16 protein-coding genes are annotated in these 24,044 nt (G+C 63.5%); 3 read left to right on the top strand and 13 right to left on the bottom strand.

Annotation, left to right across the window (positions count from 1 at the left end):
* Positions 1 to 203: 203 nt before the first annotated feature.
* Positions 204 to 1,244, top strand: coding sequence for a threonine aldolase family protein (locus tag IFT57_RS15440; RefSeq protein ID WP_192151950.1), 1,041 nt, complete (start codon positions 204 to 206; stop codon positions 1,242 to 1,244).
* Between the two features lie 116 nt (positions 1,245 to 1,360).
* On the opposite strand, the gene IFT57_RS15435 is transcribed toward IFT57_RS15440, so the two are convergent.
* From IFT57_RS15435 to IFT57_RS15390, 10 genes are all read right to left on the bottom strand, one after another.
* Positions 1,361 to 2,779, bottom strand: a complete 1,419-nt coding sequence (locus IFT57_RS15435; protein ID WP_043191325.1) for an FAD-dependent oxidoreductase — start codon at positions 2,777 to 2,779, stop codon at positions 1,361 to 1,363.
* Positions 2,780 to 2,812: 33 nt separating this feature from the next.
* Positions 2,813 to 7,261, bottom strand: coding sequence for a glutamate synthase large subunit (gene gltB, locus IFT57_RS15430; RefSeq protein ID WP_122796575.1), 4,449 nt, complete (start codon positions 7,259 to 7,261; stop codon positions 2,813 to 2,815).
* A gap of 394 nt (positions 7,262 to 7,655) precedes the next feature.
* Positions 7,656 to 9,230 (bottom strand): SPOR domain-containing protein, encoded by a 1,575-nt coding sequence (locus IFT57_RS15425; protein WP_192151949.1) that lies wholly within the window; start codon positions 9,228 to 9,230, stop codon positions 7,656 to 7,658.
* 70 nt (positions 9,231 to 9,300) lie between these two features.
* A complete protein-coding gene (gene aroB / locus IFT57_RS15420) occupies positions 9,301 to 10,404 on the bottom strand; it encodes a 3-dehydroquinate synthase (RefSeq protein ID WP_122801396.1) in 1,104 nt (367 codons plus the stop codon).
* Between the two features lie 101 nt (positions 10,405 to 10,505).
* Positions 10,506 to 11,024: a shikimate kinase AroK gene (aroK, locus tag IFT57_RS15415; RefSeq protein WP_043191342.1), complete on the bottom strand. Its 519-nt coding sequence runs from the start codon at positions 11,022 to 11,024 to the stop codon at positions 10,506 to 10,508.
* A 4-nt stretch (positions 11,025 to 11,028) separates the two neighbouring features.
* Positions 11,029 to 13,131 (bottom strand): type IV pilus secretin PilQ, encoded by a 2,103-nt coding sequence (gene pilQ, locus IFT57_RS15410; RefSeq protein ID WP_122714557.1) that lies wholly within the window; start codon positions 13,129 to 13,131, stop codon positions 11,029 to 11,031.
* 36 nt (positions 13,132 to 13,167) lie between these two features.
* Positions 13,168 to 13,695: a type 4a pilus biogenesis lipoprotein PilP gene (gene pilP / locus IFT57_RS15405; protein ID WP_192151948.1), complete on the bottom strand. Its 528-nt coding sequence runs from the start codon at positions 13,693 to 13,695 to the stop codon at positions 13,168 to 13,170.
* Complete coding sequence (gene pilO, locus IFT57_RS15400) at positions 13,692 to 14,351, bottom strand: type 4a pilus biogenesis protein PilO (protein WP_192151947.1); 660 nt, start codon at positions 14,349 to 14,351, stop codon at positions 13,692 to 13,694. Before pilO ends, pilP begins: the two co-directional genes overlap by 4 nt.
* Positions 14,348 to 14,917 carry a PilN domain-containing protein gene (locus IFT57_RS15395; protein WP_192151946.1) on the bottom strand — a complete coding sequence of 190 codons (570 nt, stop codon included), beginning with the start codon at positions 14,915 to 14,917 and terminating at the stop codon, positions 14,348 to 14,350. Before IFT57_RS15395 ends, pilO begins: the two co-directional genes overlap by 4 nt.
* The gene (locus IFT57_RS15390; RefSeq protein WP_122714554.1) at positions 14,918 to 15,982 is read right to left on the bottom strand and encodes a type IV pilus assembly protein PilM; all 1,065 of its coding nucleotides are present in this window, start codon (positions 15,980 to 15,982) and stop codon (positions 14,918 to 14,920) included.
* A gap of 183 nt (positions 15,983 to 16,165) precedes the next feature.
* Between IFT57_RS15390 and IFT57_RS15385 the strand changes: the two genes are divergently transcribed.
* Complete coding sequence (locus IFT57_RS15385) at positions 16,166 to 18,610, top strand: penicillin-binding protein 1A (RefSeq protein WP_446731206.1); 2,445 nt, start codon at positions 16,166 to 16,168, stop codon at positions 18,608 to 18,610.
* Between the two features lie 294 nt (positions 18,611 to 18,904).
* Here the strand turns inward: IFT57_RS15385 and IFT57_RS15380 are convergent, their stop codons facing one another.
* The 3 genes from IFT57_RS15380 to rpmE form a co-directional block, all read right to left on the bottom strand.
* Entirely contained in the window at positions 18,905 to 20,173 is a 1,269-nt protein-coding gene (locus tag IFT57_RS15380; RefSeq protein ID WP_122714552.1) for a malic enzyme-like NAD(P)-binding protein, read from the bottom strand.
* A 179-nt stretch (positions 20,174 to 20,352) separates the two neighbouring features.
* Positions 20,353 to 21,159: a thermonuclease family protein gene (locus tag IFT57_RS15375; RefSeq protein WP_192152069.1), complete on the bottom strand. Its 807-nt coding sequence runs from the start codon at positions 21,157 to 21,159 to the stop codon at positions 20,353 to 20,355.
* Positions 21,159 to 21,377, bottom strand: a complete 219-nt coding sequence (rpmE, locus tag IFT57_RS15370; protein WP_043193699.1) for a 50S ribosomal protein L31 — start codon at positions 21,375 to 21,377, stop codon at positions 21,159 to 21,161. Before rpmE ends, IFT57_RS15375 begins: the two co-directional genes overlap by 1 nt.
* 302 nt (positions 21,378 to 21,679) lie before the next feature.
* On the opposite strand from rpmE, the gene IFT57_RS15365 reads away from it, so the two are divergent.
* Positions 21,680 to 23,899: a primosomal protein N' gene (locus IFT57_RS15365; RefSeq protein WP_122796581.1), complete on the top strand. Its 2,220-nt coding sequence runs from the start codon at positions 21,680 to 21,682 to the stop codon at positions 23,897 to 23,899.
* The last annotated feature ends 145 nt before the right edge of the window (positions 23,900 to 24,044 follow it).

The raw sequence follows: 24,044 nt of genomic DNA, 5'->3' as shown, positions 1-24,044 counted from the left end.
AGCTCCAGATGTTGGATTGCTCATACCGGCCTCTTCGCGGCCACAGACCGCTCCCACGCAAGCCTCACACAGCACAGGAGCTGTCCGCATAGACGACACCTTTCCTGTAGGAGCGGCCAGTGGCCGCGAAGAGGCCTGCACCGGCGACACACATTTCCAAGTTGGTTTACAGTGCCCCACATACCTAACACCAAGGACCGCCCATGAACGACCAAACCCAACAGTTCGCCAGCGACAACTATTCGGGCATCTGCTCCGAGGCCTGGGCGGCCATGGAGCAGGCCAACCAGGGCCATCAGCGCGCCTATGGCGACGATCAATGGACCGCACGCGCCGCCGATGAATTCCGCCGCCTGTTCGAAACCGATTGCGAAGTGTTTTTCGCCTTCAACGGTACCGCGGCCAACTCCCTGGCCCTGTCGTCACTGTGCCAGAGCTACCACAGCGTCATCTGCTCGGAAACCGCCCACGTCGAAACCGATGAATGCGGTGCCCCCGAGTTCTTTTCCAACGGCTCCAAACTGCTCACCGCGCGCACCGAACAGGGCAAGCTGACCCCTGAGGCCATCCGCGAAGTCGCGCTCAAGCGTCAGGACATTCACTACCCCAAGCCGCGCGTGGTCACCCTGACCCAGGCCACCGAAGTGGGCAGCGTGTACCGCCCCGAAGAACTCAAGGCCATCAGCGACACCTGCAAGGAACTGAACCTGAACCTGCACATGGACGGCGCGCGCTTTGCCAATGCCTGTGCATTTCTGGGCTGCACACCGGCCGAGCTGACCTGGAAAGCGGGCGTGGATGTGTTGTGCTTCGGCGGTACCAAGAACGGCATGGCCGTGGGCGAGGCGATCCTGTTCTTCAACCACCGGCTGGCCGAAGATTTCGACTATCGCTGCAAGCAGGCGGGGCAGCTGGCGTCGAAGATGCGTTTCCTGTCGGCGCCTTGGGTGGGGTTGCTGGAAAACGATGCCTGGCTCAAGCATGCCGGGCATGCCAACCATTGCGCGCAACTGCTCAAGGCGCTGGTCGAGGGTATACCGGGGGTGGAGTTGATGTTTCCGGTGGAGGCCAACGGGGTGTTTCTGCAGATGCCGGAACCGGCCCTGGAAGCCCTGCGCGCCAAGGGCTGGCGCTTCTACACCTTCATCGGCAGCGGTGGCGCCCGTTTCATGTGCTCATGGGACACCGAAGAAGCCCGCGTGCGCGAGCTGGCCCGCGACATTCAAGCTGTCATGAGCACCTGACCCCCGTAGGAGCGGTCATCGGCCGCGAAGGGTGCACCGCGGTATGGCTGAACACCCCGCGGTGCGCTTTTCGCGGCCGATGACCGCTCCCACAGGTCATCACCGCCCAGTCTGACTCAGACTTCCAGGTAATCCAGGATCCCTTCGGCGGCGTTGCGGCCTTCGAAGATGGCAGTCACCACCAGGTCCGAGCCGCGGACCATGTCGCCACCGGCGAAGATCTTCGGGTTGCTGGTCTGGTGCTTGAACTGACCCTGCTCCGGCGCCACCACGCGGCCCTGGCTGTCGGTCTGGATGCTGTGGTCCTGGAACCACGCCGCCGGGCTTGGGCGGAAACCGAAAGCGATGACCACGGCATCGGCCGGGATGATCTCCTCGGAACCCGGGATCGGCTCGGGGCTGCGACGGCCACGGGCATCGGGTTCGCCAAGACGGGTCTCGACCACCTTCACCCCTTCGACCTTGTCTTCACCAACGATGGCGATCGGCTGGCGGTTATAGAGGAATCTGACCCCCTCCTCCTTGGCGTTCTTCACCTCTTTGCGCGAGCCCGGCATGTTCGCCTCGTCACGCCGATAGGCACAGGTCACCGCCTTGGCGCCCTGGCGAATGGACGTGCGGTTGCAGTCCATCGCCGTATCGCCGCCGCCCAGCACCACGACCTTCTTGCCCTTCATGTCGACGAAATCTTCCGGCGACTTTTCAAAGCCCAGGTTGCGGTTGACGTTGGCGATCAGGAAATCCAGGGCATCATGCACACCGGGCAGGTCTTCACCGGGGAAGCCGCCCTTCATGTAGGTGTAGGTGCCCATGCCCATGAACACCGCATCGTATTCTTCCAGCAACTGCTCGACGCTGATGTCCTTGCCCACCTCGGTGTTCAGGCGAAACTCGATGCCCATGCCGGTGAAGACTTCGCGGCGATTGCTCAACACGCTCTTCTCCAGCTTGAACTCGGGAATACCGAAGGTCAGCAGGCCGCCGATCTCCGGGTTCTTGTCGAACACCACCGGTGTCACGCCACCACGCACCAGCACATCGGCGCAGCCCAGACCGGCCGGGCCGGCGCCGATGATGGCGACGCGCTTGCCGGTTGGCTTGACCTTGGACATGTCCGGGCGCCAGCCCATCGCGAACGCGGTGTCGGTGATGTACTTCTCCACCGAACCGATGGTCACCGCGCCGAAGCCGTCATTGAGGGTGCAGGCACCTTCGCACAGACGATCCTGCGGGCACACCCGGCCGCACACTTCGGGCAGGGTGTTGGTCTGGTGCGACAGCTCGGCGGCGGCGAGGATGTTGCCCTCGGCCACCAGTTTCAACCAGTTGGGAATGAAGTTGTGCACCGGGCACTTCCACTCGCAGTACGGGTTGCCACAGCCCAGGCAGCGGTGGGCCTGGTCGGCCGACTGCGCGGGTTTGAAGGGCTCGTAGATCTCCACGAACTCTTTCTTGCGTTGACGCAACAGTTTCTTCTTCGGATCTTTGCGCCCGACCTCGATGAACTGGAAGTCATTACTCAGACGTTCAGCCATTGTTAAAACCTCATCAAACTGTTCAGGCGCATATCACTGCGGGTTGGCACGGGTGCTGGACAGCAGCGACTTCAGGTTGGCGGCCTTGGGCTTGACCAACCAGAAGCGACGCAGGTAGTCGTCCAGGTTTTCCCAAAGGTTGCGACCCCATTCGCTGTCGGTTTCGGCGACGTATTCGGCCAGCACGCGTTCCAGGTGAGTACGATAGGCTTCCATGGCTTCGCCACTGATGCGCTGGATCTCCACCAGCTCGTGGTTGACCCGGTCGACGAAGCTGTTGTCCTGGTCGAGCACGTAGGCGAAACCGCCGGTCATGCCCGAGCCGAAGTTGTAGCCGGTCTTGCCGAGCACGCAGACGAAACCGCCGGTCATGTATTCGCAGCAGTGATCGCCCGTGCCTTCCACGACCGTGTGGGCACCGGAGTTGCGCACCGCGAAACGCTCGCCTGCGGTGCCGGCGGCGAACAGCTTGCCGCCGGTGGCGCCGTACAGACAGGTGTTGCCGATGATGGCGCTGTCCTGGGTCTTGAACGGGCTGCCCTTGGGCGGCACGATCACCAGCTTGCCAGCGGTCATGCCCTTGCCGACGTAGTCGTTGGCATCGCCCTCCAGGTACATGTTCAAGCCACCGGCATTCCAGACGCCGAAGCTCTGGCCCGCAGTGCCCTTGAAACGGAAGGTCAGCGGATTGGCGTTCATGCCCTGGTTGCCATGCAGCTTGGCGATTTCACCGGAGATGCGCGCGCCGATGGAGCGGTCGCAGTTGCAGATGTCCATCGCGTAGTCGCCACCGGTCTTGCCCTGAATCGCCGGCAAGGCCATTTCCACCATCTTCTCGGCCAGCAGGCCCTTGTCGAACGGCGGGTTGCGCTCCACTTCGCAGAACTGCGGCTTGTCGGCTGGAATATGGTCGCTGCCCAACAAGGGGGTCAGGTCCAGATGCTGCTGCTTGGCGGTTTCGCCCGGCAGCATTTCCAGCAGATCGGTGCGCCCGATCAGCTCGCCCAGGCTGCGCACGCCCAGCTTGGCCAGCCACTCGCGGGTTTCCTCGGCCACGTAGGTGAAGAAATTGATCACCATGTCGACCGTGCCGATGTAGTGATCCTTGCGCAGCTTCTCGTTCTGTGTGGCCACGCCGGTGGCGCAGTTGTTCAGGTGGCAGATGCGCAGGTACTTGCAGCCCAGGGCAATCATCGGCGCGGTGCCGAAGCCGAAGCTCTCGGCACCCAGGATCGCCGCCTTGATCACGTCCAGGCCGGTCTTCAGGCCGCCGTCGGTCTGTACCCGCACCTTGCCGCGCAGGTCGTTGCCGCGCAGGGTCTGGTGGGTTTCGGCCAGGCCCAGTTCCCACGGTGCACCGGCATACTTGATCGAGCTCAGCGGCGATGCACCGGTGCCGCCGTCGTAGCCGGAAATGGTGATCAGGTCGGCATAGGCCTTGGCCACGCCGGCGGCGATGGTGCCCACGCCTGCCTCGGCCACCAGTTTGACCGACACCAGCGCCGCCGGGTTGACCTGCTTGAGGTCGAAGATCAGCTGCGACAGGTCCTCGATGGAGTAGATGTCGTGGTGCGGCGGCGGCGAGATCAACGTCACGCCGGGTACGGCATAGCGCAGCTTGGCGATCAGGCCGTTGACCTTGCCGCCGGGCAGCTGGCCGCCCTCCCCGGGCTTGGCGCCCTGGGCCACCTTGATCTGCAGCACTTCGGCGTTGACCAGGTACTCGGGGGTGACCCCGAAGCGGCCGGTCGCGATCTGCTTGATCTTCGAACTGCGCACGGTGCCGTAGCGCGAAGGGTCTTCGCCGCCTTCACCGGAGTTGGAACGCGCACCCAGGCGGTTCATCGCCTCGGCCAGTGCTTCGTGGGCTTCGGGCGACAACGCACCCAGGGAAATCCCCGCCGAGTCGAAACGCTTGAGAATCGCTTCCAGCGGTTCGATCTGGTCCATGCCCAGCGGTTCGTCGAGCGTCTTGACCTTGAGCAGGTCGCGGATCATCGACACCGGACGGTTGTCGACGATCGCGGTGTATTCCTTGAACTTGCTGTAGTCGCCCTGCTGCACAGCCGCCTGCAGGGTGTTGACCACGTCCGGGTTGTAGGCGTGGTACTCGCCGCCATACACGAACTTCAGCAGACCGCCTTGCTGGATCGGCTTGCGCGGGCTCCAGGCCTCGGCGGCAAGGGCTTTCTGCTCGGCTTCGAGGTCGACGAAGCGCGCGCCCTTGATGCGGCTCGGCACACCGCGGAAGCTCAGCTCGCAGACTTCCTCGGACAGACCGATGGCCTCGAACAGCTGGGCGCCGCGGTACGACGCCACGGTGGAGATGCCCATCTTCGAGAGAATCTTGAGCAAACCCTTGGTGATGCCCTTGCGGTAGTTCTTGAACACCTCGTAGAGGTCGCCCAACACTTCACCGGTGCGGATCAGGTCGCCCAGCACTTCATAGGCCAGGAACGGATAGACCGCTGAAGCGCCAAAGCCGATCAGCACGGCAAAGTGATGCGGATCGCGGGCGGTCGCGGTTTCCACGAGAATGTTGCTGTCGCAGCGCAGGCCTTTTTCGGTCAGGCGGTGGTGCACCGCACCGGTGGCCAGCGACGCATGCACCGGCAGCTTGCCCGGAGCGATGTTGCGGTCACTGAGCACCAGCAAGGTACGTCCGGCGCGTACCGCTTCCTCGGCCTGATCGGCGATGTTGCGCACGGCAGCTTCAAGGCCCATGGCTTCATCGTAGTTCAGCTCGATGACCTGGCGATCGAAGCCCGGCCGATCCAGATTCATCAACGAGCGCCACTTGGCGGGCGAGATGACCGGCGAGCTGAGGATCACCCGCGAAGCATGCTCCGGGGACTCCTGGAAGATGTTGCGCTCGGCACCCAGGCAGATTTCCAGGGACATCACGATCGCTTCGCGCAGCGGGTCGATCGGCGGGTTGGTCACCTGCGCGAACTGCTGGCGGAAATAGTCGTAAGGCGTGCGCACGCGACGCGACAGCACGGCCATCGGCGTGTCGTCGCCCATCGAACCCACGGCTTCCTGACCTTGCTCGCCCAGCGGGCGCAACACCTGGTCGCGCTCCTCGAAGGTCACCTGGTACATCTTCATGTACTGCTTGAGCTGGTCGCTGCTGTAGAAAGCCGAACCGTGGTCGTTGTCTTCCATGGTCGACTGGATGCGCAGCGCGCTCTTGCGCAGCCACTGCTTGTAGGGGTGGCGCGACTTCAGGCGGTTGTCGATGTCATCGGTATGCAGCACCTGGCCGGTTTCGGTATCGACCGCCAGGATCTGGCCCGGGCCCACACGCCCCTTGGCGATGACGTCCTCGGGCTGGTAGTTCCACACGCCGATTTCCGAGGCCAGGGTGATGTAGCCATTCTTGGTGGTGACCCAGCGCGCCGGACGCAGGCCGTTGCGGTCGAGCAGGCACACGGCATGGCGGCCGTCGGTCATGACCACGCCGGCCGGCCCATCCCAGGGCTCCATGTGCATCGAGTTGTACTCGTAGAACGCCCGCAGGTCCGGGTCCATGGTCTCGACGTTCTGCCAGGCCGGCGGAATCAGCATGCGCACGCCACGGAACAGATCGATACCACCGGTGACCATCAGTTCGAGCATGTTGTCCATGCTCGAAGAGTCGGATCCCACGCGGTTGACCAGCGGGCCGAGCTCTTCCAGGTCCGGGATCAGATCGTTGGCGAACTTGGCGCGACGGGCCAGCGCCCAGTTGCGGTTGCCGGTGATGGTGTTGATCTCGCCGTTGTGGGCGAGAAAGCGGAATGGCTGAGCCAGCGGCCATTTCGGCAGGGTATTGGTGGAGAAGCGCTGGTGAAACACGCAGATGGCGGTCTGCAGGCGCTCGTCGGACAGGTCTGGATAGAAGGCCGTGAGGTCGGCCGGCATCATCAGGCCTTTGTAGATGATGGTCTTGTGCGAAAAACTGCAGATGTAGTGATCGGTGTCGGCGGCATTGGCCACGGAGGACCGGCGGCGGGCACTGAACAGCTTGATCGCGAACTGCTGATCGCTCAGGCCTTCGCCCCCGACGAACACTTGCTGGATTTTTGGCAGGCGCTCGAGGGCCAGGCGGCCAAGCACGCTGGTGTCGATGGGCACGTCGCGCCAGCCGACCAACTGCAGGCCGGCAGCCTCGATTTCGCGGTTCATGTTTTCGCGGGCCGCTTGAGCGCGTACCGGGTCTTGATTGAAGAAGACCATGCCCACGGCATATTGCTTGGGCAGTTCGTTGCCGAAGTGCTCCTGGGCGATGGCACGCAGAAACAGGTCGGGCTTCTGGATCAGCAAGCCGCACCCGTCGCCGGTCTTGCCGTCGGCGTTGATCCCACCGCGGTGGGTCATGCAGGTCAGGGCCTCGATGGCCGTTTGCAACAGATTATGGCTGGGCTCACCCGACATATGGGCAATCAGGCCAAAACCGCAGTTATCCTTGAATTCATCCGGACGATACAGACCTGTTTTCATAGACACATTCTCACCAGGCTGCCTCTTGTTCGAGGCAATTTCTTTTCGATTCAACTAGTTACCACACGCGCCGAACGTTCGCCGGCTTTGCGGGGGCAAAAGGGAGGTCATTGTACACAGCGCTACGGGTGGTCACAAATTCGGCGACGAAATCAATAACTCAATTGTCGCAAATGTGAACGTTTCCAGCAGGCTATTGTGATAGCGGCTTGAGCTGGATTCTGAATCCCGCAGCCTGACAGTGCAAGCCCGCATGTCTGCAAGGCCCGTGCTTGAGCCTTTCAGAGCAAACCTGGGGACAGGGACGGCGAAGCCTGCCTCGCAGTGCGGGGCAGGCTCGGGATTCAGATGACGCCGGAGGGTGGGGCGGCGGGGATAGGGTGCCGCCCGACAATCAGCGAGCTGTCGCGAGGTCCTGTTGGACGCTGGCGACAGTGCGTGGCCAAGGTTTACCAGCCTGGACCTTGGCTGGCAAGTTCTTGATGGCGGCAACAGCGGCATCGCGGCTGGCGAAGCTGCCGTAGGTGATCACGTAGAGCGGTTTGCCTTGCAGGGTTTTCTTGAAGTAGCGGAACTCGCCGCCTTGCTCCTTGACGTAGGCCTGCGCAGCGCCTTCGTTGCTGGTCCCCAGAATCTGCACCACATAGTTGCTTGGCGACTGCCCGGCATACCAGCTGCCGCCGGCGGCAGGCTTGCCGGCCGCTGCAGGGGCCGCCGGAGCCGGCTTGGCCGCCACGGTGGGCGCAGGCGCAGGCTTGACGGCCGTGGTCGGCGCAGGCTTGGTGGTTGCTGCCGGAGCGCTCGGACGCGCAGGCGCAGGGGTTGGCGCAACTGTCGCAGGCGAACCTGCAGGCACACCGGCCGGCGGCGCAATGGTGGTCACGGTAGGCGGCTGTGGCGAAGTGTTCACCGCATCACCCGTCTCTTCTCCATCGCCCATGCCGGTGGACTCGGCCAGCGGGCCACGCATGACCGGCTGCTGCCCATTCATCGGCAACGACTGGGAGCTGCCATTGAATTCGACCGATGGATTGCCGTTGTTGGATTGAGCAGCAGTGGGCTGCCCCTGTCCCATCGGCAACTGGGCCTGTTCTGTCGTGCTCGGTGCCTTGCCGTCGCGGCTGGGTATCAGCCAGGCGGCGGCCACAGCGACGACGACAACGGCGGAAATCGCCAATACGTGTTTCTTAGGCATCTTAAACCCCATAGCAGGACGCTTCACCGACGAGCGGCTAGCGATCATGGCCTCGATCAGCGCGTCACGAGCAACCTGGTTAATGGCTCCAGGCCAACCATCCGAGTTCTCGTGAATGTCGGCGATCTGATCATTGGTGAGCAACTGGATTCCCTTACCGGCACCCTCCAGACGCAGCGCCAGGTATTCGCGGGTTTCCTCGAGGCTGTACGGTTGCAGCTCGATCACGTGGAACAATTCCTGCCCGGCGCTGAACTGCTCCAGGCCCGCGATCAATGAAGGCTCGCCGAACAGGAACACATGTGGGCGCCCGTCCGCGGTGCCCGCCGCCAACGCCAGCAGGGCTTCGAGTGCGGATTCGTCGAGTTGTTCCGCGTCGTCCACCAGCAGATAGACTTCCTGCCCGGTCAGCCCCAGCTGGACGATCTGCGCCAGCAGGGCCGGCACTTCCAGAGTATTGAGGTTGAGCGACTGGGCGACCTGGGTCAGCACGCTGGCGGCATCGCCGGCCCCGCGCGCCGACACCACGATGCTTTGCACCGACTGCTTGTTGGTACTGGCGACCAGGGCCTGGCGCAGCAGGGTCTTGCCACTGCCATGGGGGCCGGTGACCACCAGCAACAGCTGGCTATAGCGCGCCAGGTGGTGCAATTGACCCAGCACCGGCTTGCGCTGGGCCGGGAAGAATTTGAAGCCAGGCACCCTTGCGGCGAAGGGGTCATGATCCAATTGGTAGTGGCCGAGAAAGGCCTCATCGGCATGCAGACTTGTCATCGAACTCTCGTAGAACAAAGGTGGATCGTTGATGGGTTGCTGGAAACACGTCCTGCTGGAACAGGCTCCACTAGGCTTCCAGCCCGGCGACGATGGCGCGGTAATCCGCTTCCAGGGTCGCCTGAAGCACATCGTGCGGGTAGTCGGCGGTGATCACCGCTTCGCCGATGCTGCGCAGCAGCACCAGGCGCAGACTGCCATCCAGCACTTTCTTGTCGATTGCCATGTGCTCGAGGAAATCGGCCGGCGTCATTTCCGCCGGCGGTACCACCGGCAGGCCGGCACGCTGTAGCAGACGAATGCCGCGATCACGCTCGGCCTGGGTAATCCAGCCCAGACGCATGGACATCTCCAGCGCCATCACCGTACCGGCCCCCACGGCCTCACCGTGAAGCCACACACCATACCCCATATGGGTCTCGATGGCGTGACCGAAAGTATGCCCCAGGTTCAGCGTGGCACGCACACCGGACTCACGTTCGTCCGCGCCGACCACTCGCGCCTTGGCCTCGCAGGAACGGGCAATGGCCACGGTCAGGGCAGCCTGGTCGACGGCCCTGAGGGCATCGACGTTGTCTTCCAGCCAGCCCAGGAACGGCTCGTCGCAGATGAATCCGTACTTGATTACCTCCGCCAGCCCCGCCGACAGCTCGCGCGGCGGCAAGGTGGCCAGGGTGGCGGTGTCGATCACGACCGCCTGCGGCTGATAGAACGCGCCGACCATGTTCTTGCCCAGCGGATGATTGATGCCGGTCTTGCCACCCACCGACGAGTCGACCTGGGACAGCAGCGTGGTCGGCACCTGGATGAAATCGACACCGCGCTGGTAGCAGGCAGCAGCGAACCCCGCCATGTCGCCGATAACACCACCGCCCAGGGCGATCACGGTAACGCGCCGATCCAGCCGTGCGGTGAGCATGGCATCGAAAATGGTCTGCAGGGTTTCCCAGTTCTTGAACGCTTCGCCGTCCGGAAGCACCACGGGCACCACCGAATAGGCCCCCAGGGTCTGGGTCAGGCGGTCCAGGTAGAGCGGCGCCACCGTCGCATTGGAGATGACCGCCACCTTTCGCCCGGCAATGTGCGGGGCCAGCAGCCGGGCCTGGTCGAGCAGCCCTTCGCCGATATAGATCGGATAGCTGCGCTCGCCGAGGTCAACCTTGAGTGTCTGCATGTGTCCCCACTATTGTTCTATGAATCTGAGCTGTGAATCGAATTCCATGTAACAGCGTTCCGCGCTGGTAGCGGATGGCCGCGCACGCGCGCGCACCGCTTTCAGCGCGGCGGCAGGCGTTGCAGCCGTTCGAGGATATCAAGAACCACCATGCGTGGTGGGCGCTCATCGGTCTGCACTACCAGGTCGGCGATTTCACGGTAGAGCGGATCGCGGATTGCCAGCAGGGCCCGAAGCGTGGCCTCCGGATTGGCGGTGCGCAATAGCGGCCGATTGCGATCACGGGCGGTGCGACCGACTTGCTGCTCGACCGAAGCGTGCAGATAGACCACGCGCCCGCCGGCGTGCAGCGCCTGGCGGTTTTCATCACGCATGACCGCGCCACCGCCGGTGGCCAAGACCAGGCCGTCGAATTCGCACAGCTCGGCCAGCATGGCCTGCTCGCGGTCGCGAAAGCCGGCCTCGCCTTCCTGATCGAAGATCCACGGGATATTCGCCCCGGTACGGGTCTCGATTTCCTTGTCGGAATCCTTGAACGGCAACCGAAGCTCTTTGGCCAGCAAACGGCCAATGGTGCTCTTGCCTGCACCCATTGGCCCAACAAGTATCAAATTTCGCACAGAATCAACGACTCACAGCAATCGCCTGGTTATTCATGATACGCGGTGTCAAGAATACCAGCAGCTCGGATTTGGCTTCCGACACGACATCCCGACGGAAAAGGCGCCCAACATACGGCACGTCGCCCAAAAAGGGCACCTTGTCCACGGTTTTACTTTGCGTGTTGGAGAAAACCCCGCCGATGACGATGGTCTCGCCGTCGTTGACCAGCACCTTGGCGTTGACCTCGTTCTTGCTGATGGGCGGCACACCCAGCACCGCGTTCAGGTAGTCGGGTTCATCCTTGGTGACCTTCACTTCCATGATGATGCGGCTGTCCGGCGTGATCTGCGGCGTCACCTCGAGTGACAGCGAAGCCTCCTTGAACGACACCGTGGTGGCGCCACTGGAGCTGGCCTCCTGGTATGGCACCTCGGTGCCCTTGAGGATCTTCGCGGTCTCCTTGTCCGAGGTCACCACCTTGGGCTGGGAAACGATTTCGCCATTGCCGGTGCTTTCCATGGCGCTTAGCTCGAGGTCCAGCAGAACGTTGTTGGTCACGAAGCCCAGGCCGATGCCAGAGGTCGCATCGGCGGCCCCCAGGTCGATGAAGGGCGTGTTGCTGCCGACGTCGGCACCGGTATTGCCGGCTTCATCGCCATTGTTGTCCAGGCCATAGGCCGTCCAGTTGTTCTTGCCCCTCAGGTTGGTCGAACCGCCCCAGCGCACGCCCAGCGCCTTGTTGTAGCCGACGTTGGCTTCGACGATGCGCGCCTCGATCATCACCTGACGCACCGGAATGTCCAGCTGGGTGACGATGCGACGCAGTTCGTCGAGGCGATCCTGGGTCTGATAGGCAATGATATTGTTGGTGCGTTCGTCGACGGTGATCGAGCCACGCTCGGTCTCGACGTTCTCGCCACGGGTCACCGACTGGAACAGCTTGGCGATGTCGGCAGCCTTGGCATAGTTGACCTGCATCAACTCGCGGCGCAGGGGCGCCAGCTCCTGGATCTGCCGCTGCGACTCCAGCTCCTGGCGCTCGCGGGCGGCAATCTCGTCGGCCGGGGCCACCAGCAGCACGTTGCCGACCTTGCGCTTGTCCAGGCCCTTGGTCTTGAGCACCAGGTCCAGCGCCTGATCCCAGGGAACGTTCTGCAGGCGCAGGGTAATGCCACCCTGCACCGTGTCACTCGCCACCAGGTTGAGGTTGGTGAAATCGGCGATCAACTGCAGCACCGAACGCACGTCGATGTCCTGGAAATTCAGCGAGAGTTTCTCGCCGGTATAGACATTGCGCTCGACATTGCGCCGCGCCACGTCCTCGTTGGTCAGCGGTCGCACACTGATGGTCAGGCGGTTTTCGGTCTGGTACGAGGAGTAGTCGAAGCTGCCGCTGGGCTCGATGGTCACGGTGGCGCCAGTGGCGCTGACCGATGAGTTGACGAACTGCACCGGGGTCGCGAAATCCTTCACGTCCAGGCGCACGCGCAGCGGATCGGGCAGTTGGGTCTTGGCGAAATTGAGCAGGATCTTGCCGCCCTGCTCCTGGATATCGGGGCTGATGGTCGGGTCGCTCAGGTCAATGATCACATTGCCTTCGCCCAGTTCGCCGCGCTGGAAATCAACGTTGCGAATGGCTCGGCCGGCGGGCACCGCCGCCCGCGCAGGAGCAGACGCAGCTGCGGGTCGCGGGGCGGGCCGGGCGGCTGTCGGGGCCGGTATCGCCGTACCCTGCAGGGCCGCGGCACCCTCGCCCACCAACACGAACAGGTCGTTGCCCTGCACCCGGGTGCTGTAGGGCGCCAGCTTGGTCAGGTTGACGATGATCCGCGTGCGGTCGGTGGCCTCGACCACCACCACGCTGCGGGCATTGCCCACGCCCAGATCGCGGCTGCGGGCGCCCAGCTGACTGGTCACGCCAGGCAGGTCGAGGGCGATCCGGGCCGGTTGCTCGGTGGTATAGCCGCGTGGCGCCGTGACCGGGCCGTCGAACGAAAGCTTGAGCTCGACGCGATCACCGGGCAGGGAAGCAACGTCGAGCGTCTTCAAGTTCGCGGCCATGACGATCGGTGAAAGCATCGCTATCCCTAGCGAAATACCGAAGGCTGAGAGAATCCTGTTCATTTTCGAGTTCCACTAGACATGCTTGACCCAAGCCCTTTACGAGCGCTCTTTGAGCGGGATGGTGCGAGGCCGCTCCAACCAACCACCATCCCCATCGGGAACGATTTCAACGACATCGACCTGGGCATCGCTGATGGCGATGATCCGCCCGTCGTTGCGACCCAGGTAATCGCCTACCTTCAGGCGGTGCACGCCACCGGCGCCACGCATCAAGGCAAAGCGCCCACCGGCGTTGCCCAGGGTGCCGACCATTTCGAAATCCTCGATGTTGAAACCCTCCAGGAATTGCTTGACCCGCGCCGTGTCGGGCTTGATGAGCCGCGAGCCCTTCTGCCTGTTCACCAGTTCGATCTTGATCGGTGGCTGGAACGGGCTGCGCAACGACGCGGCCTCGTAGCTGAACGCCTGATAGGGCGCAAAGCGCGGTATCGGTTCGATCTTGCCCTTGGGCCGTGCCTTGACCTCGGCCATGAATGCGTCGAGGTCGGCGAAATCGCCGTTGCCACCGCAACCAGCCAGTACCAGCGTGCACACGGCCAGGCCTGCAACGAATACTGCTTTCATTTCGCTTGCCCCCGTGTCGCTACTGCGTCCGCGCCAGGCAGGCCTTGATCATTGTAGCGGTAGGTCTTGGCCAGGATACTCATGCGCAGCTGGCTGTTGCTGGCCTTCGGGTCCACGGGTTTCACTTCGAAGTCGTGCAGGGTGACGATCCGCGGCAGGCTGGCCACGCCACTGACGAAGGTGGCCAGGTCGTGGTAGGTACCGGTCACGCTGATCTGTATCGGCAGCTCGATATAAAACTGCTGGGTCACCTCAGGCAACAATTTTATTTCTTCGAACTCCAACCCCGAACCCAGACCGGTGCGCGTGATGTCCTCGAGCAGGCCCGGCACTTCGGTGTCGCTGGGTAACTGGCGCAGCATGGCGCCGAACGACGTTTCCATTTCCTGCATCTGTTCGGTGTAGGTCTCCAGGTTCGCCGCCTGGAAGGCTTTGGTGGAGAACTGCTCCTTGAGCGTAGCTTCCTGATCGGCCTGCTGCTGCAACTGCGCCTCGAGGTCCGAGATGTGGAAGTTGTAACCAAGGCCCAGGATGAGCGCCATCAGCAACACGCCGGCAATCACCTTGACCGCAGTGGGCCACGAACCGATGTTGTTGAGGTCCAGCTCGCTGAGTTCGACCTTGCGCAGGCTGTCCATCCAGCTCGAAGGGTTCATTTGTCGTCCCCTTCAGCCTGGACCGGGGCGGTCTGGCGCACGGTCAGCTGGAAACTGTTGGCACCGTTGACGTCGGCGCTGGTGTTGGCCTTGACCTCGTTGAGGGCAGGCGCTTCCAGCCAGGGCGAAGCGTCGAGGTTGCGCAGCAGGTCGGACACGCGGTTGTTGGTCTCGGCGGCGCCGGCAATGGCAATGCTCTTGTCGGTCATTTTCACGTCGGTGAAGTACACGCCGTCGGGAAGCGTGCGCGCCATCTGGTCGAAGATGCGCCCGATGATCGGCCGGTTGCCCTGCAGGTCCTGGATGGTTTTCATGCGTTCGAGCAATTGCTTGCGCCGCGCCTTGAGCTCACTGATCGACTTGATGCGCTGATCGAGCAGGACGATCTCGGACTGCAGGTGGGCATTGCGCGCCGTCTGGGTGTCGATGGCATTGCCGATGAATCGGGCCGCCAGAAAAATGACCGCGATGGCGCCGACCAGCACGCCGGCCATGGCAATCAGGAATTGTCGCTTGCGCTCTTCTCGCAGCTGCTCGCGCCACGGCAGCAGGTTGATCCTTGCCATCTAGTCGAAGCTCCTCAAGGCCAGGCCACAGGCGATCATCAAGGCCGGTGCATCGCTGGCCAGCGCACCGGCATTGACCTTGCTGCTCAGGGCCATGTCGGCGAACGGGTTGGCCACCAGGGTCGGGGTGCCCAGGCGTTGCTGGATCAGCCGATCCAGGCCGGAAATCGAAGCGGTACCACCGGCGAGCATGATGTAGTCGACATCGTTGAACTGGCCGGCGGCAAAGAAGAACTGCAGCGAGCGCGACACCTGCTGCACGACGGCATCCTTGAACGGTTGCAGCACTTCGGCCACATAGTCGTCCGGCAACCCGCCCTGCTTTTTGGCCAGGCCGGCTTCCTCGTTGGACAGGCCGTAGCGACGCTGGATTTCCTCGGTCAGCTGGCGCCCGCCGAACAACTGCTCGCGGGTATAGATGATGCGGCCGTTGTGCAGCACGCTGAGGGTGGTCATGGTCGCGCCGATGTCCACCACGGCCACGGTCAGGGCCTGGTTGCCACCAGCCAGTTGCGCGGTGAGCAGGCCGAAGGCGCGTTCCAAGGCATACGCCTCGACATCCACCACCTTGGCGCTCAGCCCGGCCAGGGCCAGGGCGGCCTCGCGGACTTCGACGTTCTCCTTGCGGCAGGCCGCCAGCAGGACTTCGACCCGCTCCGGGTTGCGCGTCGAATAACCCTGTACTTCGAAGTCGATGGCGACCTCTTCCAAAGGGTAGGGAATGTACTGGTCGGCCTCGACCTTGAGTTGGGTCTCGAGCTCGTCGTCCGACAGGCCGGCGTCCATCTCGATGGTCTTGGTGATCACCGCCGAACCCGCCACGGCCACCGCGACGATGCGGGTACCGGTGCGCGCCTTGACCAGCACGCGGCTCAGGGCATGGCCCACGCCTTCGAGTTCGGCAATGTTCTTCTCGACCACGGCATTGGCCGGCAACGGTTCCACGGCATACGACTCGACCCGGAAACGGTTGCCCGTGCGGCTCAGCTCGAGCAGTTTGACCGACGTGGAACTGATATCGATGCCCAATAGCGAATGTGCTTTCTTGCTGAAGAGTCCACGCACAACCGATTCCCTATTACTATCCGCGACTTACGGACCCTTTGTCGTACAAGGCATTTAATAGCAGTCTTGACAGAAGCGCAAATGACGCTCCGGGTCGAAAAATGCTTATAATGCCCAGCGTTTTTTCCACGTACTGCGTGCTGCGCTTAACCCATTCTTTTATCTGGAAATCCAAAAGCCTTGATACGCCTGCTGAAGTTTTTCTGGTGGTCTTTCCTCGCCGTCGTCTGCGGGCTGTTGCTCGTGCTCAGCGGGGCATTTCTGTATCTCAGCCCCAGCTTGCCGTCTGTTGACGCCCTGCGCAGCGTCGAGCTGCAGATCCCCCTGCGGGTCTTCAGCAGCGACGGAAAACTGATCGCCGAGTTCGGCGAGATGCGCCGCTCGCCGATCAAGTTCGCCGAGATTCCGCCACATTTCATCCAAGCCCTGTTGTCCGCAGAAGACGACAATTTCGAAAACCACTACGGCGTCGACCCCAGCAGCCTCATGCGCGCCGCCTCGCAGCTGGTGCGCAGCGGTCATATCCAGACCGGCGGCAGTACCATCACCATGCAGGTCGCCAAGAACTATTTCTTGACGTCCGAACGCAGTTTTTCACGCAAAATCACTGAAATCCTCCTTGCCTTGCAAATCGAGCGCCAACTTACCAAGGATGAGATTCTCGAGCTGTACGTGAACAAGATCTACCTGGGCAACCGCGCCTACGGCATCGAAGCTGCCGCACAGGTGTACTACGGCAAGTCGATCCGCGACGTCAGCCTGGCGCAGATGGCGATGATCGCCGGCCTGCCCAAGGCGCCGTCGCGCTTCAACCCGCTGGCCAACCCGGTACGCAGCAAAGAACGTCGCGACTGGATCCTGGGACGCATGTTCCGCCTGGGCAAAATCGACGAAGCCAGCTACAACGCCGCCATCGGCGAACCACTCAACGCCAGCTATCACGTGCCCACGCCGGAAGTCAGCGCGCCGTGGATCGCCGAAATGGCCCGTGCCGAAATGGTCGGACGATACGGCAGCGAGGCCTATACACAGGGCTTCAACGTCACCACCACGGTGCCGAGCAATCTGCAGGAAGACGCCAACCACGCCATCAGCTCCGGGCTGATCGCCTACGATCAACGTCATGGCTATCGTGGTCCGGAAGCCCGCCTGCCGGGCAAGACGCCGCGCGAGTGGGCTCAGGAACTGACTCGCCAGCGTCCGCTGAACGGGCTGGAGCCTGCCATCGTCACCAAGGTCGACAAGACGGGCATCGTCGTGCTCACCCGCGACGACAAGCAGGAGTCGATTGCCTGGGACAGCATGAAATGGGCCCGCCCCTTCATGAACACCAACAGCGTCGGGCGCACGCCTGTGCAGCCGTCGGACGTGGCACAGGTCGGCGATCTGATCCGCGTGCAGCGTCAAGACGATGACACCTTGAAGTTCAGCCAGGTGCCGACGGTGCAGAGCGCGCTGGTGTCACTGGACCCACGCACCGGCGCCATTCGCGCCCTGGTCGGTGGTTTCTCGTTCGAGCAGAGCAACTACAATCGCGCAATGCAGGCCAAGCGCCAGCCGGGCTCAAGCTTCAAGCCGTTCATCTACAGCGCGGCACTGGACAAGGGCTACACGCCCGCCAGCCTGGTCAACGACGCCCCCATCGTGTTCGTCGACGAGTCGGTGGACAAGGTCTGGCGACCCAAGAACGACACCAATACCTTTCTGGGCCCGATCCGGCTGCGTGAAGCGCTGTACAAGTCGCGCAACCTGGTATCGATCCGCGTGCTGCAGAGCATGGGCGTAGACAGCACCATCGACTACATCAGCAAGTTCGGCTTCAACAAACAGGACCTGCCCCGCAACCTGTCGCTGGCATTGGGCACCGCCACCCTGACACCCATGGAAATCGCCACAGGCTGGAGCGTGTTCGCCAATGGCGGCTACAAGGTTTCGCCCTACCTGATCGAGCGTATCGACAGCCGCAACGGCGAGACCCTGTTCCGCGCCAATCCGCCGACGGTACCGGCCGATGAAATTGCCGCTGCCACACCCCAGGCGGCACCGGCTGGCACGACCACGGTATCGGCGCCCATCGCGGTGGACGCCACCTTGACGCCGGGCGCCGCCCCGGCTCCGGTGATTGCCGAGCGGATCATCGACGGGCGCACCGCGTTCATCCTCACCAGCATGCTCGAGGACGTCATCAAGAAGGGTACCGGACGCCGCGCCATGGCCCTGGGTCGTACCGACCTGGCCGGCAAGACGGGCACTACCAACGACTCGAAGGACGCCTGGTTCTCGGGCTACAACGCCGATTACATGACCACTGTCTGGTCAGGCTTCGACCAGCCTGAAACCCTGGGCCGGCATGAGTTCGGCGGCACCGTTTCGCTGCCGATCTGGATGACCTACATGGCCGCCGCGCTCAAGGACAAGCCGGCTCACGTGCAGCCCGAGCCCGAAGGCATCCTGAGTCTGCGGGTAGACCCAATCAGCGGCCGCGCGGCGGCGCCGGGCACGCCTGGCGCCTACTTCGAGCTGTTCAAGAGCGAAGACACACCGCCTTCCAACAGCGAGTTCGGTGGCGGCAGCGCACCCGGCAGCCCGCTCCCGGCGGACGAGTCGGCGCCGATCGATCTGTTCTGATCCCAGACCGCGTCGAGCCCTTCGCGGCCACTGGCCGCTCCTACATGGATTGAGGGACATCTGTAGGAGCGGCCAGTGGCCGCGAAAGCGTCAGATTGTGCACACCCGTAGGAACGGCCAGTGGCCGCGAAAGCGTCAGATCGTGCGCACCCGTAGGAGCGGCCAGTGGCCGCGAAAGCGTCAGATCGTGCACACCCGTAGGAGCGGTCAGTGGCCGCGAAGGCGCCACACGGACCACAAAAAAAGCCCCGACTCTCGCGAGTCGGGGCTTTTTTTCATGACACATCCAAAGGCTTAGCCGTTGAACACGTCATCCACGCTCTGCAGCGGGTAATGCTTGGGGTACGGCAGGGTGGCCACACCGGTCTCGATCGCAGCCTTGGCCACGGCGTCGGAGATCAGGGTGATCAGGCGTGGGTCCATCGGCTTGGGAATGATGTACTCGCGACCGAATTCCAGCGAGATACCGCCGTAGGCGTCGCAGACTTCCTGAGGCACCGGTAGCTTGGCCAATTCACGCAGGGCGTTGGCAGCGGCGATTTTCATTTCTTCGTTGATGCGCTTGGCGCGAACGTCCAGGGCACCACGGAAGATGAACGGGAAGCCCAGCACGTTGTTGACCTGGTTCGGGTAGTCGGAACGACCGGTGGCCATGATCACGTCGTCGCGGGTGGCGTGCGCCAGTTCCGGCGAGATTTCCGGATCGGGGTTGGAGCAGGCGAACACGATCGGATTGGCGGCCATCGACTTCAGGCCTTCGGCGCTCAGCAGGTTGGGGCCCGACAGACCGACGAATACGTCGGCGCCCTGCAGGGCATCCGCCAGGGTGCGCTTCTCGGTGGTGTGGGCGAAAACCGCCTTGTACTGGTTCAGGTCGTCACGGCCAGCATGGATCACGCCGGTGCGGTCGATCATGAAGATGTTTTCGATGCGAGCGCCCATGCTGACCAGCAGCTTCATGCACGAGATAGCGGCGGCGCCAGCGCCCAGGCAGACGATCTTGGCGTCTTCCAGAGTCTTGCCGGCGATTTCCAGAGCATTGATCATGCCGGCCGCGGTGACGATCGCAGTACCGTGCTGGTCATCGTGGAACACTGGAATGTCGCACTGCTCGATCAGCGCGCGTTCGATTTCAAAGCACTCGGGCGCCTTGATGTCTTCCAGGTTGATGCCACCGAAGGTGATCGAGATACGCTTGACGGTGTCGATGAAGGCCTGCGGGCTTTCCGAGTCGACTTCGATGTCGAAGACGTCGATGCCGGCGAAACGCTTGAACAGAACGCCCTTGCCTTCCATGACCGGCTTGGAAGCCAGCGGGCCGAGGTTGCCCAGGCCCAGGATGGCGGTGCCGTCGGAGATGACCGCTACCAGGTTACCCTTGCCGGTGTACTTGTAGGCCAGCTCGGGATCGCGACCGATTTCGCGAACGGGCTCGGCTACACCGGGGCTGTAGGCCAGCGACAGGTCACGGGCGGTTGCAGTGGGCTTGGTGAGTTCGACGCTCAGTTTGCCTGGGCGTGGATGGGCATGGTACTCGAGAGCGGCAGTTTTCAAATCTGACATTGGGGGCGTTCCGCTTTTACGTTGGTCTGACGAGACCCGCGAGGATACGCAAGATGCCTACACCCGACAAGACTACCCGGTCACATGCGTCAAGGCCCCTGGCCTACGACTTTCGGCGGGTACCGACAGGGCCGTCGAGGGCCTGCGAGACGGCCCATGCACGGCCGTCTGTGGCAGGTTTACGGCTGTGTCTGCACCATCTGCGGGGCGCTCACCGGCAACATCCAGCGCAGCTGCCCGGCGGCCAGGTTGCCGCGCCGACTGCGGTCCAGCACCCAGCCGCGGGCCTCGACCCGGCGACCTTTGAGCGCATCGAGCCAGCCTTCGGGAAACAGCGCGAACACCTTGGGCGCGACGTGCAGGACCACCGAGTCGTCCAGTTCGATCCAGGCCCCGGCGCGGTTGCGTTCGACCTTGCTGACCCGCCCGCCGAGCAGGGCGAAACCGGCACGCTCCACCTGCGCGGCGGCGATGGCCGGCGATTGACGCCACAGCCCGAGTCCAGCCTTTCGGGCGGCACGTTCAGCCTGCTGCTGGCAGGCCACCTGCTCGATATTGGGCGCCACCGCGACCTGCAGGGCCAGCCCCTCGGCCAGCAGCTGCGCCTCGAAGTTCAGCCCATCGCGGCCATAGACGTGGGCCAGCGTGCGCTGGTAGCGATCCTGGCTTTCGCGGCCCAACTGCAGGCCGACCAGGCCGTCGCTGTCATCGACCAGCGCCTGCAACCGGCGCCGCGCGGCGACGGCGTAGGGCTCGTCGCCGCGCCCCTGGCGACCGATCTCCGGCGCATTGATACCGATCAGGCGGACGCTGCGGCCATCCTGCAGGCGCAGGGTATCGCCGTCGATGACCTGGCGGACCTGGGCGGTGCCCAGCCCGCTCGGAGCCGGGCAGAAGGCCTCGGCCTGAGCGGCGCCAAGCCAGAAAACGCCCACAAAAAAGGCGCCCGCAAGGGGCGCCTTCTTCAACAGCGAGAGCAAACCAATCAAGCTTTCTTGGCGCCGAAACCGCCGAAACGCTGCTTGAAACGGTCAACACGACCGCCAACGTCCAGGGTCTTCTGCTTGCCAGTGTAGAACGGGTGGCATTCGGAGCAGACGTCGAGGCTCAGTGGCTTGGCCAGAGTCGAACGGGTCTTGATGACGTTACCGCAGCTGCAGGTAGCGTCGATGGCTTCGTATACTGGATGGATATCGGCTTTCATGATGACTTCCTCAGGCTGCGTGCCGCCACCCAACACCATTGTCGAGTACCGCACGTAATTAGGCCGCGTATATTAACAGAACATTGCAAACACGCAAGGTGTCGCTCGCACCGACCGTCGTCTGCTAGTCTGCGCACCTCGAACCCCGTGCGAGCGGCAACCAGCCGCGACCCGTAAATCACGTAGGAGCGGTCTTCGGCCGCGAAGGCGCACCGCGTTATTTCGGTAATACCGCGGCGCAGCCTTCGCGGCCAATGACCGCTCCTACGACTGCAGTTGCTTCCACCCAAGAGAACTCCCGCGTGCCCGACGTCATTCTGCGCCTCGCCCTGCCCTCGCCGCTGCGACGCCTGTTCGACTACAAGGCGCCCGCCAATACTGCGCACACCGTGTTCACACCCGGCATGCGCTTGCGGGTACCGTTCGGGCGGCGGGAAATGATCGGCATCCTGATCGAAGTAGTCAGCCACAGCGACGTACCAGCCGACAAGCTCAAGCCGGCCATTGCCCTGCTCGATGCGGTCAGCCCGTTGCCGCCTGCGCTGTTCAAACTGTGCCTGTGGACTTCGCAGTACTACCAGCACGGCCTGGGCGACACCCTCAGCTGGGCGTTGCCGGTGCTGCTGCGCCAGGGCGAACCCGCCGAAGCGCGCCAGGAGCGCTTCTGGCACGCCGCCGCCGATGCCCGCCTGGACGACCCGCGCATCGCCCGCGCACCCAAGCAGCGCGATGCCCTCAAGACCCTGGCCCAGCACCCTCATGGCGTGGCTCATCAACTACTCAGCAAGCTGCAACTGAACAAGGACAGCCTCGACCTGCTGCTGGCCAAGCAACTGGTCAGTGTGGAAGTGCGCCGCCATGGTCCCGGCCCGCGTGCCGAACACTGGCTGGCGCAACCGGAACTGCCGCTCAACGAAGAACAACGCGCCGCGTTCGAGGCGATCCGCGCCAGCCTCGGCGGCTTCCATGCGTTTCTTCTGGCGGGCGTGACCGGCAGCGGCAAGACCGAGGTGTACCTGCAACTGATTCACGAATGCCTGGAAGCCGGCAAACAGGCGTTGGTGCTGATCCCCGAGATCAACCTGGGCCCGCAGACCCTGGCGCGCTTCGAGCAACGCTTCAACGCACGCATTGCGCTGGTGCACTCGGCGGTCAACGACCGCGACCGCCTGGACGCCTGGCTGGCGGCACGCGATGGCGAGGCCGACATCATCATCGGCACCCGCTCGGCGCTGTTCACGCCCATGAAGAACCCTGGGCTGATCATCATCGACGAAGAACACGACGGCTCCTATAAACAGCAGGAAGGCCTGCGTTACCACGCCCGCGATCTGGCGCTGGTGCGCGCCAGCCAGGAGAACGTTCCCATCGTCCTGGGTTCGGCCACGCCTTCCCTGGAGAGCCTGCACAATGCCCATACCGGCCGCTACGGCCTGTTGCGCATCGACCATCGCGCCGGTGGCGCCCAGCAACCCAAGTTCATGCGCCTGGATGTGAAGAGCCGGCCGCTGGACAGCGGCATCAGTGGACCGATGCAGCAGGCCATCGGCCAGACCCTGGCCAATGGCCAACAGGTGCTGGTGTTTCTCAATCGGCGCGGCTTCGCGCCCACCCTGCTGTGCCACGACTGCGGCTGGCTGTCGGAGTGTCCGCGCTGCGATGCCCGGACCACGGTTCACCAACGCTCGGGCGAGCTGCGCTGCCATCACTGCGGGCATGTCGAACGCGTGCCGCGCCAGTGCCCCAAGTGCGGCACGGTGGACCTGCGTCCGGTCGGCGCCGGCACCGAGCGCGCCGAGGAACGCCTGGCGATCCTATTTCCCGATTACCCGGTGCTGCGCGTCGACCGCGACAGCACCTCGCGCAAGGACGCGATGAACCAGCTGTTCGCGACCATCCAGAAAGGCCATCCGTGCATCCTGGTCGGCACCCAGATGCTTGCCAAGGGGCACCACTTTCCGCGGGTCACCCTGGTGTCAATTCTGGATGCCGACGGCGGGCTGTTCTCCGGCGACTTCCGCGCCAGCGAGCGCATGGCTCAGTTGATCGTCCAGGTAGCAGGCCGCGCCGGTCGCGCCGAAGAACCGGGCAAGGTGATCATTCAGACGCACCTGGCCGACCATCCGCTGCTGGTGCAACTGACCGAGCAGGGCTACTTCGCTTTCGCCGAGCAGGCCCTGGCAGAGCGACGCGGTGCAGGCCTGCCGCCGTTCGCCCACCTGGCGCTGCTGCGTGCCGAAGCGCACAAGCCTGGCCAGGCCGAAGCCTTTCTGGATGAGGCCTGCGCGGCAGCCGAAGTGCTGGTGGCGCAACTGGCCCTGGGCGGCCTGGAGCTGCTGGGGCCGGTCCCGGCGCCCATGGAACGGCGCGCCGGACGCTATCGCGCACAGCTGCTGGTACAGGCAACGCTGCGTGCGCCGCTGCACCGCCTGCTCAATGCCTGGATGCTGCAACTGGAGCAACTGCCGAGCGGGCGACAGGTGCGTTGGTCGCTGGATGTGGACCCGGTGGATTTGTATTGAGATAGGCGCACCAGGGGCGGGGATCGGCGGCGTCTGCCGACGCGGCTGGCGCCGCTGCTACAGGGGTGGTGGTTTGCAGGGGGGATTTGCGGGTTGGCAACCCCGGCCAACAACCGGATAATGCCCAGTTTTTCCACCCGTGCAT

Origin of the sequence: Pseudomonas sp. CFBP 13719, assembly GCF_014842095.1 — a bacterium.
Taxonomy (GTDB): Bacteria; Pseudomonadota; Gammaproteobacteria; order Pseudomonadales; family Pseudomonadaceae; genus Aquipseudomonas.
The sequence above is the reverse complement of the archived record's forward strand: the minus strand, read 5'-3'. Positions and strand labels throughout refer to the sequence as shown.